This window comes from Pseudomonas sp. B21-053, assembly GCF_026016365.1.
Classification (GTDB): Bacteria; Pseudomonadota; Gammaproteobacteria; order Pseudomonadales; family Pseudomonadaceae; genus Aquipseudomonas; species Aquipseudomonas nunensis.
Map to the genome: position 1 here is coordinate 2,424,384 of NZ_CP087205.1, position 11,981 is coordinate 2,436,364.

The window sequence follows — 11,981 nt, forward strand, 5'->3', positions numbered from 1 at the left end:
GCCCGGCGAGTGTCTTCGCGCCGGGCTTTTTCATGCCTGTCGAAAAGGCGTTCACGGCGCTCCCCAGCCGTCCCGGACCGCCCGCCGAATCCCTTCCAGCAACATCGCAAACGCCGGGTTGTCGTTGTTCTCGCGCCAGATCAAATGCAGCTCGCTTTGCACGCCTTCCCCCAGGTCGATATCGCGGAACACCACGTTCTTGAACACCACGCTTGAAGCGCAACGCGGCACCAGGGCCAGGCCCATTGCGGCGTTGACCAGCGCCAGGATGGTCAGCGACGAGCCCAGCCATTGCACGTATTCCGGGGCGACGCGCGCCGAACGCAGCATACCGGTCAGCAGTTCGTTGAACGGCGGGTAGGCGGCGTGGGAGTACATTAGGAAAGGTTGCGCGTCGAGGTCTTGCACGGACACGCTTTCGGCGCTGGCCAGCCGATGATTGCTCGGCACGGCGAGGACGAACGGCTCGCGCACCAGGCATTCGGTGGCGTAGCCCGGTTCCTGCAACGGCGCACGAACGATACCCAGGTCGATACGGCGCGCGCGCAGCGCTTCGTGCTGCTGGTAGGTGTTCATTTCCGACAGATCGATTTTCACGTGGGGCTGTTTGAGCCGTGCTTCGGCGATGACTTTGGGCAGGAATTCATACACTGCGCTGCCGACGAAACTGATGTTGACCGTGCCGATGTCGCCTTCGGCAAAGCGCCGGGCGGTGACCGCCGCTTGCTGGGCGCGCTCCAGCAAGTTCTGCGCTTCGATGAAGAACGCGCGACCGGCGGCGGTCAGGGCGACGCTGCGGGTGGTGCGGGTGAACAGTTCGACGCCCAGGTGATGCTCCAACAATTGAATCTGCCGGCTGAGCGGCGGCTGGGTCATGTTCAAGCGTTCGGCGGCGCGACGAAAATTCAGTTCGGTGGCGACCGTGGTGAAGCAGCGCAGCTGGGTGAGTTCGAACATTGATCTAATCCAGGTATCAATCGAATGCCAAGTTAGATTAGACGGGATCAATTGCCGCGTCCATGATCGGTTTGTCCCCAAAAAAACAAGATCGGGAGTCGCCCCTTGAAAACCCTCCAGAGTTCGCCGGAGCCCACGGTACTTGCGCGTGCTGCCGCGAAAGTGAAACGGCATGTGCTGCCGCTGTTCGTGGTCATGTTCATCGTCAACTACATCGACCGGGTCAACATCGGTTTCGTGCGCAGCCACCTGGAGACGGACCTCGGCATTGGCGCCGCAGCCTATGGTTTGGGCGCCGGTTTGTTTTTCGTCGGTTACGCGCTGTTCGAAGTGCCGTCCAACATGCTGCTGCAGCGCTACGGCGCGCGGGTCTGGCTGACGCGGATCATGTTCACCTGGGGCGCTGCCGCGATGGCGATGGCCTTCGTCAAAGGTGAAACCAGTTTCTATGTGCTGCGCTTTATCCTCGGCGCGGCAGAGGCCGGATTCTTCCCCGGCATCATTTATTACTTCACCCAGTGGCTGCCGGCGTCTGAACGCGGCAAGACCATGGCGGTGTTCCTCAGCGGTTCGGCGATTGCCTCGGTGATTTCCGGCCCGGTCTCCGGCGCATTGTTGAACGTCAACGGCTTGAACCTGCATGGCTGGCAGTGGATGTTCCTGATCGAGGGCTTTGCTTCCATCGTGCTCTGCGGTTTTGTCTGGTTCTGGCTGCAATCCCATCCACGCGAAGCGAAATGGCTGAGCGACGAGGAGCGGGGTGCGCTGATTGCTGCCATCGCCGAAGAACAGCAAGTCCGCGAGGCTGCGAAAGGCCCTGTGCCGTCGATGTTCAAGCTGTTGGCGGACCGGCAGATTGCGCTGTTCTGCTTTATCTACTTCTCCATCGCCCTGACCATTTACGGCGCCACGTTCTGGCTGCCGAGCATGATCAAGAAGATGGGCAACCTCGGCGACTTCCAGGTCGGCCTGTTCAACTCGGTGCCGTGGATCATTTCCATCATCGCGATGTACGGCTTCGCGGCCATGGCCAGCAAATGGAAATTCCAGCAGGCCTGGGTCGCACTGACCCTGGTGATCGCGGCGTTCGGCATGTTCATGTCCACCACCGGCGGCCCGATTTTCGCCTTTGTCGCGATCTGTTTTGCTGCCATCGGCTTCAAGGCTGCGTCGGCGCTGTTCTGGCCGATTCCACAAAGTTATCTGGATGCGCGGATCGCGGCGGCGGTGATTGCGCTGATCAATTCCATCGGCAACCTCGGCGGCTTCGTCGCCCCAACGGCGTTCGGCTTCCTGGAGCAATCCACCGGTTCGATCGAAGGTGGCCTGTACGGCCTGGCGGCGACGTCGCTGGTGGCCGCCGTGGTGATCTTCTTTGCCCGCACCACCCCGAAAGCCGGTAAGCCAACCCCGCGCAACGACGTCGTGGTGCCGCGCCACGCCGCTTCACATTAAGACTTGGATAATCGGAGCCTGACCCTTTGAAAATCACACGAGTGACCGTGACCCCCATCGCCTTCCGCGATCCGCCACTGCTCAACGCCAGCGGCATTCACGAACCCTTTGCGCTGCGCTCGATAATCGAAATCGAGAGCGACAACGGCTACATCGGCCTCGGCGAGAGCTACGGCGATGCCCCGGCGCTGGCAATCCAGATGCAGCTCAAGGATCAACTGATCGGCCTCGACCCGTTCAACCTCAACCAGTTGCGCGCCATCGTCCAGGCAACCGTGGCGGCCAACAAAACCACGAGCATTGCCGGTGCAGAACTGGCGCCGGGCTCCCACGCCAGCAAAGCGGTGAGCAACGCGTATTCGGCGTTCGAAGTGGCGTTTCTCGACCTGCAGGCGCACTCGCTGAACGTGCCGTTGGTGGACCTGCTGGGCGGGGCGATTCGCGATGAAATCCCGTTCAGCGCCTACCTGTTTTTCAAGTACGCGCAGCACATTGATTCACCCTACAAACCGGACAGTTGGGGCGAGGCGCTGAACGAAGAACAGATCGTCGCCCAAGCGCGGCGAATGATCGAAACCTACGGCTTCAAGAGCATCAAGCTCAAGGCTGGCGCGCTGGAACCGGAACATGAAGTCGCGTGCATCAAGGCGCTGAAAAAAGCCTTTCCGGGTTATCCGTTGCGCATCGATCCGAACGCCAACTGGTCGCTGGATACCTCGATTCGCATGGCCGAACTGCTGGGCGATGACCTGCAATATTACGAAGACCCGACGCCGGGCCTGGAAGGCATGTCGGAGCTGCACAAACGTACTGGCCTGCCGCTGGCGACCAATATGGTGGTCACCGATTTCGATGAATTCCGCCGCAGCGTGGCGTTGAACAGCGTGCAGATCGTGCTCGCCGATCACCACTATTGGGGTGGCCTGCGCGACACCCAGGCGCTGGCGAAAATGTGCCAGACCTTTGGCCTCGGCGTGTCCATGCATTCCAACTCGCACCTGGGCATCAGCCTGATGGCGATGGCCCATGTTGCCGCGTCGGTGCCGAATCTGGATTACGCCTGCGACACCCATTACCCGTGGCAGGAACCGGACGAAGAGGTGATCAAGGGCGGCAAACTGCCGATCGTGGATGGCTGCGTGAAGATCACCCGGGCGCCGGGGCTTGGGTTGGAACTGGATCACGATCAACTGGGCAAGCTGCATGATCAGTACCTGACCTGCGGGATTCGCCAGCGCGATGATGTGAAGCAGATGCAGCGGTACAAGCCGGAGTGGAAGACGGTTAAGCCTAGGTTTTGATCGCTACTGACGCAGCCTGCGTTCGGCTTGTAGCAGCTGCCGAGGCACGAGGCTGCGTTCGGCTGCGAAGCAGTCGTAAAACCTGAGCATACGGTCTTCCTGAAGCACCGCGTTGCCTGATTTGACGACTGCTACGCAGCCGAACGCAGGCTTCGCCAGCTGCTACAGGTTGTAATAACCGGCTAACCCTCTCGCTACAGATTAGCGTCGGTCAGTTGATATCCGAATCACACCCATCCGGATCCGAATCACGCGCCTGCACCGCACGCTGCAACTGGGCTGCGATCAACGTGTTCTTCAGCAAATACGCAATCGTCATCGGCCCAACACCCCCCGGCACCGGCGTGATCGCACTGGCAACCGTCCGCGCACTGGCGTAGTCGACATCACCGACCAAATGGCTGCCGGATGCATCGGTCACGCGATTGATCCCGACATCGATCACCACCGCTCCAGGCTTGAGCCAACTGGCATCGATCAAGTGCGGCCGACCCACCGCTGCCACCACAATGTCCGCCAATCGACACAGCGCCGGCGCATCAACGCTGCGCGAATGCACCACGCTGACCGAGCAATGAGCCTGCAACAGCAAGGTCGCCATCGGCTTGCCGACAATGTTCGACCGGCCGATGACCACCGCGTGCAAACCGCTGATGTCGCCGCAGGTTTCCTTCAACAGACGCATGCAACCGCTGGGCGTGCACGGCGTCAGCACCTCCATGCCTTGCACCAGGCCACCGACGTTTTCGCGATGGAAACCGTCCACGTCCTTGATCGGGTCGATGGCATGAATCACCGCCGCTTCGTCGATATGCCCCGGCAACGGCAACTGCACCAGAATGCCGTTCACCGAGGCATCGGCGTTCAGTTGTGCAATCTGTTCCAATACTTGCGCCTGGCTGGCATCGTCCGGCAGACGGTATTCGAGGGAGCGAATTCCGACTTCCTTGGCCCGCAGCAATTTGTTGCGCACATACACGTGGCTGGCCGGATCGTCGCCGACCAGCAGGACCGCCAACGCGGGAAAAATCTGCTGCGCGGCCAGGGCTTGAACCTCTTCCCGAACCTCGTCGAGCACCTGGGCGGAGATGGCTTTGCCGTCGATATCCCGGGCCAGGGTGGGGGTACTGCTGATCAAATGCGTCACCGTCGTCATTGAAAGAGCAGGGCGCAGGTTACCAGTCGAGGAGGGCCGTCTACCACCGGCAGCGGATGGACAGGATGTCGCGGGGGAATTGTGAGCGCAGTAACCAATGTGGGAGCGAGCCTGCTCGCGAAGGCGGTGTATCAGTCAATGTAGATGTTGACTGACACGACGCCTTCGCGAGCAGGCTCGCTCCCACATTTGATCTTTGCTACTCATAAGCTTGTGTTCACAACAAACTTTCTGCGGATCACGAATCAGGACGCCTGCCGATACCGCCCCGGCGTCATCCCGAACCAGCGAATACAGGCCTTGTGAAAACTGCTCTGATCCCGAAACCCGAGCAACGCGCCGATGTACTTCACGCTGCGCGCCGAATTGCGCAAAAAGTTATGCGCCAGCATCAACCGCGCCTCATCCTGCAACGCCGAGAAGTGCATGTCTTCATTGCTCAAGCGCCGTTGCAAGCTGCGCGCGCTGACGCCGACCACCTGGGCGATCTTGTCCAGATCACTGGGCACGCCCTGGGCCAGGCGCTCGGACAACACCCGCCGCACCCGCGCGGTCATCGAGCCATTGAGCAGCACGTTCAAGCGTGCACGCGCGTATTCGACGTGCAGCACATCCAGCGCCGGGTCGGCGGTGGGCAGGGCAATCGAGCAATCGTCCTTGCTGAAGGTCAGGCTGTTATACGCCGCGCCAAACATCAGGTTGCTGCCCAGCAATCGTTCCAATCGGGAGGTGTCAGCGGGTTCGGGGTAGGTGAACGTTGCCGCCAGCGGATGCGGTTTGTGCTTGGGCAACAGCCAATGAACCAGCCCCAGGGTTTGCGCCGCGCCGGCGTCGATAAAGGGCCGGGGCGTCAGCGACGGCTCGATGCTGATGTCGAAACCGATCAGCTTCAGCGCCCGGGGCTTGTGGTCCAGGCACATATAAAAGCCATTGCAGATCAGTGAGTGATAGTCCACCAGCCGTTGCAATGCCGTGCCCAGAGTTGCGCATGACATCACCGCGTAACCCAACACCTCCAGATTCGCCGGGTGCGCCCGGGTATACGCCAGCAGGCCGATGTCCGGGTTGTCGGTGCGCTTGGCCGCTTCCGCCATCACCTTATAGACCAGCTCCATCCCGACCCCCTTGGGGTTGGCGAAGACCTCTTCGCCGCTGTCGAATTGTTTGAGCAAGGCGTCAACGTTGGCCCCACCGTCAGTCAGGACATCGGCAAGCACCTGAAAACTGGCGCTGGTCATTCTGTGCATAGTCTTTCCCGCGGTGATGGCTAAGTGATGTCGCGCAAGCCGGCGCATGATCGCAATAAACAAATGATCGCAGTCGATAAACGGTATGTGCGCGTTTCCAAGGACAAGCGAAAGGTATCCCGGAACACTTCCTGAGGGCGGGGTGAGCGTCGATTATGGCCGGCAGTCAACGCTCAACCGCGGCCGGCCGCCGCTTTGTCTACGGATATGACATGCACAGAGTCAGAAGCTTTTATCGAGAGTTGGCACAGGGCCGGTTGGTGTTGGCGTTTCAACCGGTGGTCTGGTTGCCTGACAGCAGTCGGGTGCTGTACCAGGAAGGGTTGTTGCGCCACATCGATGCCCGGGGCGAGGGCGTCTATCCCTTCGCGATGCTGGAGAAACACCAACTGATGCGCGAGCTCGACCGCAGCGTGGTGCACAGCGTGATCGAGCGCTTGCAGCAAAACGAACACCTGCGCCTGGGCTGCAACATCTCCGCGCAAAGTGCGATCGTCGATGGTCATTGGCGAGACATCCTCGCGCAATTGCGTGACGCGCCTTCTGTGGCGGCGCGACTGGTGATCGAAATCACCGAAAGCGCCACACCGCCGAGCATCTCGGCCGCCATCGAGTTCGTCCTGTGCCTGCGCGAGCTGGGTTGCCGAGTGGCCATCGACGACTTCGGCGCAGGCCTCGGCACCCTGGAATTCATCCGCCAGACCCGCCCCGACATCGTCAAGATCGACCAGGGCTACCTGCAGCGCGCGCGTCTGGAAACCAACAACGCCCAGACACTTGGCCACTTGGTGCAACTGTGCAAAACCTTGGCGCCGTGCGTGATTATCGAGGGGATCGAGTCCGAAGCTGATCGTGCGTTGGCGACTGGATGCGGCAGCGAATGGGGGCAGGGTTATCTGTTTGGTCGGCCGCGGATGGATGCGTTGGGTGAACAGTGCGTGGTGCAGTCGATGGCGTAACAGGATCTCAATGTGGCGAGGGAGCTTGCTCCCGCTGTGCTGCGAAGCGGCCCCAAAATCTTGTGAGCGCTGCGCACTCAAGCGGGAGCAAGCTCCCTCGCCACAGGACGGTTACTGGCCCAACCGGTCCATGGTGTGCACCATCGGCTCCAGCGACACACTGATCAACCCGTCCAGCGGCCGATTCAGCTCTTCAACCAGCAAAATCGTCGCCGCTGTCGACGCGGCGCACAGCAGCAACACCACCACAATCGTGCCATTGCGCGGGGCGAACAAGCCGAACGAGCCGAAGATGATCGACAGCCAGGTGATGAGGATCACCAGCATCACCGGCGGGATCGATTGGTTGGCCTGCAACATGGTCAGCCAGCGAGCGGCGAACACGGCGTTCATCGTCTGGAGCGCCGAGGTCTTGAGCGCGTGTTGGTTGTCGGTGGTCGGGGACAGCTCGGCGACCTGTTGTTGCAGCGCTTCGGAGCGTTTGATCGCTTCTGGGCTGTCGAGCAAGGCGAGGCGGGACGGCTCCCGGGAGGCGAGGACCTGCACGATTTCGGCATAGTTGTGTTTGAGTTGCGTGCGGATCGGTTGAGTGTCCGGGCCATAACGCGCCAGCACCCGGTCGAACTCGACGACCTTGGCCGCCGCGCTTTCCAGTTGCGCATTGGTGGTTTCGAACGTGCCTTTTGCCGACGAAACCAGCAGGCCCAGCACCAGCGCCGACATGGTCGCGATCAGGCCGGTGGCCAGTTTCAGCACGGCAACGGAGTCATCGCTAAGGTGATGCGAGGGCAAGCGCTGCCGCACATACGAGCCCACCAGTGCGCTGCCGAACAGGCAGGTGAACACGATCAGTGCGATCAGCAGATGATTCATTGGACCTCCGTTGACGCGACGGGGGACGGCGAGTTGAAGGTAGCAGACGGGCTGCGAGTTGCCACAATGCCCGGCTTAACACTGGACCTGTGGCGAGGGAGCAAGCTCCCTCGCCACAGGTACTCGTCAATCTGCGTCAGCCAGACAGCCCAACCTTTCACGGTCGGGATTTTCTGCTTATTGATCCTTCTCGCAATTCACCATCCATGCCACGCCAAACCGATCCACCAACATTCCAAACCGTGCCGCCCAGAACGTCGCCTCCAGTGGCATCTGCACCGTGCCGCCATCCGCCAGTACAGCAAAAACGCGCTCGGCTTCGGCGATGCTGTCGACGTTGAGCGAAATCGAGCAGCCGCTCATGTCATCGGTCGGGCGGTCGGGTGTGGTGTCCGAACCCATGATCGCCTGGTCGCCCACCGACAGGCGGGTGTGGATGATCAGGTTGTGATAGTCCGCCTGTACGTGATCCTTGGCCGGGGTTTCACCGAAGGTCATCATCGCGTCGATGGTGCCGGGCAGGGCCTTGGCGTAGTAAGTGAACGCGGCTTTGCAGTCGCCGTTGAAGATCAGGTAGGGATTGATTTTCATGTTGTACTCCCGGTAACCGAGTCTGGCTGGAGGCCTCGGCGGCCGCCAGCTTCAATGGGGTTTGACCTCAAATAGCAAAGCGTTAGAGGGCAACTTTTGCCGGGATTGTTCAGACGTTTTTTCTATAGCAGCTGCGCGGCTTATTGCCCGATCAATCGACGATGACGCGTTCGTTGTCGTCATCGCCCAGGCACACCGTCAATTGCTGACCTTCCTTGCTGAAGGCGCAGTGGGGCAGGTTTTGCTGCTTGTAGATCGCCATGGGCACGCCAATGAAGAAGGCGGCGAGCATCATGGCGACAATGAATTGCACCGACATGAACTCCCGGTCCAGCGCCCAGCGTTTGCGTTTGGCGCGAAAGTAGAGACCGCTGCTTAGCAACATCACGCCGATCAGCATCACGGTGCCGATCTCGTGGGGGCTGGTGCTGTAGATCACTTCTTCCCCATTGTCCGGGTAGTTCAGTTGCCACCAGGCGCCGATGCCCAACGGCACCAGGCCGGCGCCGATCCAGCCGTAGAGGGCGCCAGGCAGGCGCAACAGCACGGCGACGATCAGGCCCAGCGTGGCCACGGTCCAACCCATCAGATACAGCTGCGTGGCCATGCCGCCGCCCATAAACGTGCCGCCGACATCGATCGGTGTGATCAACAACCAATCATAGAAGGCGTAGTGCAACATCAAGACGAGTACGACGAGCCAGCTCATGGCGTAAAACAGCCATGTCCAGAGGGTATTGAGGCGCGAGAACACACGAAATCCTTTTGGTGTTTTGAGGGGGCGCCATTATGCCGTGAACGTGCGGGCCTCAGGCAACTGCTCGCGGGGCCGAGGGACGCAGCAAGCGCTCGACGGCGCCGCTCACCAGGTTTTCCAGCAATTCATCACGCTCGGCATCGGCCAATGGATGCTGGGTCAGCCAGCCTGGTGCGCTATTGAGCAAGTTGGCGATTGCGTGACCGATGGCTGACTGAGCCTGATCGCCGAGCCGGGATTTGCTGCCGAGCATTTGCATCAGCGTGCGTTCGTATTGCTCGCGCAACTGCCGGACCCGCGCCTGCTGATCGTCATTCAAACAACCGCTGTCCCGCTCCGCCAAACGAAAATGCCAAGGCATTTCCCGATGCAGATTCAGGTGCGCCTGAATCAGTCTCGGCAGCATGTCGCGCCTGGTCTTTTTCTCGATACGCCCAAGCGTGGCCAGCAGCTCTTCGTAGAACTCTTCAATCAAGTCCGCCAGCAAGTGCTGCTTGCTCGGGTAGTGGTGATACAACGAGCCCGGGGCGAGCCCCAGGCAGGTGGCGAGTTCGCGCATGCCGACCTGGCCGAAACCCTTGCTGGCGAACAGCTCCAGCACTTTGTCCCGGTACTCGGCGAAGCGCGAACAACGCTCAGGCATAGGCATGGAAGCCGCGCCCCGTTTTGCGTCCCAGGTAGCCGGCGGCGACCATTTCCTTGAGCAGTGGCGCCGGGCGGTATTTGCTGTCGTTGAAGCCGTCGTAGAACGCTTCGAGGATCGCCAGCACCGTGTCCAGGCCAATCAGGTCGGCCAACGCCAATGGGCCGATCGGCTGGTTGCAGCCCAGGCGCATGCCGGCGTCGATGTCGTCCGCTGTGGCCAGGCCTTCCTGTAGCACCAGGATCGCTTCGTTGATCATCGGCACCAGAATCCGGTTCACCACGAAACCCGGACGGTTGCCGGCGGTGATCGCGGTTTTGCCCAGGGTGGTGGCCATGTCCAGCGCCAGTGCGTGGGTCGCGTCGCTGGTTTGCAGGCCGCGAATCACTTCGATCAGCCCCATCACCGGCACCGGGTTGAAGAAGTGCAGGCCGATGAAACGCTCGGGGCGGCCGACGCTGGCGGCGAGTTGGGTAATCGACAGCGATGAAGTGTTGGACGCGATCACGCACTCGGCGCTGACCTGCGCGGCGATCTGTTGCAGCACCCGCAGTTTCAGGTCGAGGTTTTCGGTGGCGGCTTCGATCACCAGTTGCACGCTTTGCAGACTGCTGTAATCAGTGCTGGTGCGGATCTTGTCGAGGGCGGCGAGCTTCTGCTCTTCGCTCAACGTCGCTTTGGCGACTTGCCGATCAAGGTTCTTGCCGACAGTCGCGAGGGCTTTTTGCAGGGCGTTCTCACTGATATCGATCAAGGTCACGTCGAAGCCGGCCACCGCGCAGACCTGCGCAATCCCGTTGCCCATGGTGCCCGCGCCAATCACGCCGATGTGTTGCAGATTCATGCTGGAAATCCTTGCGATCAAACCCTTCGATACCTTGGCCGCCAGAACAGCCGAAGGCGTACTATGGCGCGAGTCTAGAGGCGGCAGGGCGCTTGTCCTATGCCGCAACTGTTCAACGGCAGTGGTGTTTTTTGCCATTCGGGCGATGGGGAGAAAAGCGTTCACATGCGGGAAAAGGATTCAGTGGCAGCCTACTTCGTGCGGGCGATGATCCATCGGCTGGAGGACAATCCCCAGCGTCTGGCGGCCGTGCTGGAGCAGGCGAATATCGACCCGGCGTTGCTCGACCAGCCCACAGCCCGGGTGCCGGCCAACGCTTTTGCCGCGCTGTGGTTGCTGCAGATTCGCGAGCTCAACGACGAGTTCTTCGGCCTCGACAGCCACGGCATGCCACTCGGCAGTTTCGCTTTGATCTGCCGGGCGCTGATCCAGGAACCCGACCTGCACAAAGCCATGCGCCAATGCCTGGCCTACTTCGCCCTGTTCCTCAGCGATTTTCGCGGCACGCTGACCGTGCGTGGCAAACGCGCAGTCATCAGCCTGCAAACCCGCTCGACCGACAACGACGTGAGTTGCCTGGGCGAAGAAACCTTCATGGTGCTGATGATCAGCCTGCTGTGCTGGCTCGGCGGACGGCGCATCCCCATCGACCGCGCGGATTTCCGCCACGGCCGCGTCTCCCTCAGCGACGACCGACTGCTCTGGGGCCCCAACCTGACCTTCGGCACCGAACGCACCGAAATCGAATTCGCCAGCCACTACCTGCGCCTGCCCGTAGTGCAGGACCTGGCGTCACTCAAAGTATTCCTGCGCACCGCGCCGCAATGGCTGGTCATCCGCTTCCGCAACCAGCACGGCCTCGCGTCCCAGGTTCACCAACGCCTGCGCAACAGCCATTACAGCCAATGGCCAACCCTGCAAGCCTTCGCCCTCGAACAACACCTTAGCCCCAGCACCTTCCGCCGCAAACTGGAGCGCGAAGGCTGCTCGTATCAGGAGATCAAGGACGAAGTGCGCCGCGGGGTGGCGTTTGAGCAGTTGCGCCATGGCAAGGCGAGCGTGGGGGATATTGCCGAGCAGTTGGGGTTTCAGGAAGCGAGTGCGTTTCACCGGGCGTTCAAGAAGTGGACGGGGGAGAGTCCGGGGCGGTATCGGGCGAGGTTTCAGGCAAAGTAATAGTTATCGTAGATATTGATCT

General features: G+C 60.9%; 12 protein-coding genes. 4 read left to right on the forward strand and 8 right to left on the reverse strand.

Translation table 11 applies throughout. The features are described 5' to 3' along the window. Window positions 1-51: 51 nt before the first annotated feature. The gene (locus LOY68_RS11185; protein WP_265044621.1) at window positions 52-957 is read right to left on the reverse strand and encodes a LysR substrate-binding domain-containing protein; all 906 of its coding nucleotides are present in this window, start codon (window positions 955-957) and stop codon (window positions 52-54) included. Between the two features lie 105 nt (window positions 958-1,062). On the opposite strand from LOY68_RS11185, the gene LOY68_RS11190 reads away from it, so the two are divergent. Then, complete coding sequence (locus tag LOY68_RS11190) at window positions 1,063-2,412, forward strand: MFS transporter (protein WP_054615411.1); 1,350 nt, start codon at window positions 1,063-1,065, stop codon at window positions 2,410-2,412. Between the two features lie 26 nt (window positions 2,413-2,438). Continuing rightward, window positions 2,439-3,713 (forward strand): glucarate dehydratase family protein, encoded by a 1,275-nt coding sequence (locus LOY68_RS11195; RefSeq protein WP_265044623.1) that lies wholly within the window; start codon window positions 2,439-2,441, stop codon window positions 3,711-3,713. A gap of 211 nt (window positions 3,714-3,924) precedes the next feature. Here LOY68_RS11195 and folD read toward each other — a convergent pair whose 3' ends face one another. Together folD and LOY68_RS11205 are read right to left on the reverse strand one after the other, a co-directional pair. After that, window positions 3,925-4,869, reverse strand: a complete 945-nt coding sequence (folD, locus tag LOY68_RS11200; RefSeq protein ID WP_413787175.1) for a bifunctional methylenetetrahydrofolate dehydrogenase/methenyltetrahydrofolate cyclohydrolase FolD — start codon at window positions 4,867-4,869, stop codon at window positions 3,925-3,927. A 245-nt stretch (window positions 4,870-5,114) separates the two neighbouring features. Further along, window positions 5,115-6,116, reverse strand: coding sequence for an AraC family transcriptional regulator (locus tag LOY68_RS11205; protein ID WP_265044626.1), 1,002 nt, complete (start codon window positions 6,114-6,116; stop codon window positions 5,115-5,117). A 212-nt stretch (window positions 6,117-6,328) separates the two neighbouring features. Here LOY68_RS11205 and LOY68_RS11210 point away from each other — a divergent pair, with 212 nt between their 5' ends. Then, window positions 6,329-7,075, forward strand: a complete 747-nt coding sequence (locus LOY68_RS11210; protein WP_265044627.1) for an EAL domain-containing protein — start codon at window positions 6,329-6,331, stop codon at window positions 7,073-7,075. A 111-nt stretch (window positions 7,076-7,186) separates the two neighbouring features. Here LOY68_RS11210 and LOY68_RS11215 read toward each other — a convergent pair whose 3' ends face one another. From LOY68_RS11215 to LOY68_RS11235, 5 genes are all read right to left on the reverse strand, one after another. Then, the gene (locus LOY68_RS11215) at window positions 7,187-7,948 is read right to left on the reverse strand and encodes a hypothetical protein (protein ID WP_265044628.1); all 762 of its coding nucleotides are present in this window, start codon (window positions 7,946-7,948) and stop codon (window positions 7,187-7,189) included. Between the two features lie 177 nt (window positions 7,949-8,125). Beyond that, a complete protein-coding gene (locus LOY68_RS11220) occupies window positions 8,126-8,539 on the reverse strand; it encodes a VOC family protein (RefSeq protein ID WP_265044629.1) in 414 nt (137 codons plus the stop codon). A gap of 151 nt (window positions 8,540-8,690) precedes the next feature. After that, window positions 8,691-9,248: a hypothetical protein gene (locus LOY68_RS11225; protein WP_265044631.1), complete on the reverse strand. Its 558-nt coding sequence runs from the start codon at window positions 9,246-9,248 to the stop codon at window positions 8,691-8,693. Between the two features lie 100 nt (window positions 9,249-9,348). Continuing rightward, window positions 9,349-9,945, reverse strand: coding sequence for a TetR/AcrR family transcriptional regulator (locus tag LOY68_RS11230; RefSeq protein WP_265044633.1), 597 nt, complete (start codon window positions 9,943-9,945; stop codon window positions 9,349-9,351). Next, on the reverse strand, window positions 9,932-10,783 hold the full coding sequence (locus tag LOY68_RS11235) for a 3-hydroxybutyryl-CoA dehydrogenase (RefSeq protein WP_265044634.1): 852 nt from the start codon (window positions 10,781-10,783) through the stop codon (window positions 9,932-9,934). The genes LOY68_RS11230 and LOY68_RS11235 overlap by 14 nt, the downstream gene beginning before the upstream one ends. Window positions 10,784-10,948: 165 nt before the next feature. On the opposite strand from LOY68_RS11235, the gene LOY68_RS11240 reads away from it, so the two are divergent. Then, the gene (locus LOY68_RS11240) at window positions 10,949-11,959 is read left to right on the forward strand and encodes an AraC family transcriptional regulator (RefSeq protein WP_265045763.1); all 1,011 of its coding nucleotides are present in this window, start codon (window positions 10,949-10,951) and stop codon (window positions 11,957-11,959) included. The last annotated feature ends 22 nt before the right edge of the window (window positions 11,960-11,981 follow it).

What these genes read in the sequence shown, in the direction of transcription:
- LOY68_RS11185 (WP_265044621.1), bottom strand. Translation starts at nt 957, where the DNA reads ATGTTCGAACTCACCCAGCTGCGCTGCTTCACCACGGTCGCCACCGAA.
- folD (WP_413787175.1), bottom strand. Translation starts at nt 4,869, where the DNA reads ATGACGACGGTGACGCATTTGATCAGCAGTACCCCCACCCTGGCCCGG.
- LOY68_RS11205 (WP_265044626.1), bottom strand. Translation starts at nt 6,116, where the DNA reads ATGCACAGAATGACCAGCGCCAGTTTTCAGGTGCTTGCCGATGTCCTG.
- LOY68_RS11210 (WP_265044627.1), top strand. Translation starts at nt 6,329, where the DNA reads ATGCACAGAGTCAGAAGCTTTTATCGAGAGTTGGCACAGGGCCGGTTG.
- LOY68_RS11215 (WP_265044628.1), bottom strand. Translation starts at nt 7,948, where the DNA reads ATGAATCATCTGCTGATCGCACTGATCGTGTTCACCTGCCTGTTCGGC.
- LOY68_RS11220 (WP_265044629.1), bottom strand. Translation starts at nt 8,539, where the DNA reads ATGAAAATCAATCCCTACCTGATCTTCAACGGCGACTGCAAAGCCGCG.
- LOY68_RS11225 (WP_265044631.1), bottom strand. Translation starts at nt 9,248, where the DNA reads ATGAGCTGGCTCGTCGTACTCGTCTTGATGTTGCACTACGCCTTCTAT.
- LOY68_RS11230 (WP_265044633.1), bottom strand. Translation starts at nt 9,945, where the DNA reads ATGCCTATGCCTGAGCGTTGTTCGCGCTTCGCCGAGTACCGGGACAAA.
- LOY68_RS11235 (WP_265044634.1), bottom strand. Translation starts at nt 10,783, where the DNA reads ATGAATCTGCAACACATCGGCGTGATTGGCGCGGGCACCATGGGCAAC.
- LOY68_RS11240 (WP_265045763.1), top strand. Translation starts at nt 10,949, where the DNA reads ATGCGGGAAAAGGATTCAGTGGCAGCCTACTTCGTGCGGGCGATGATC.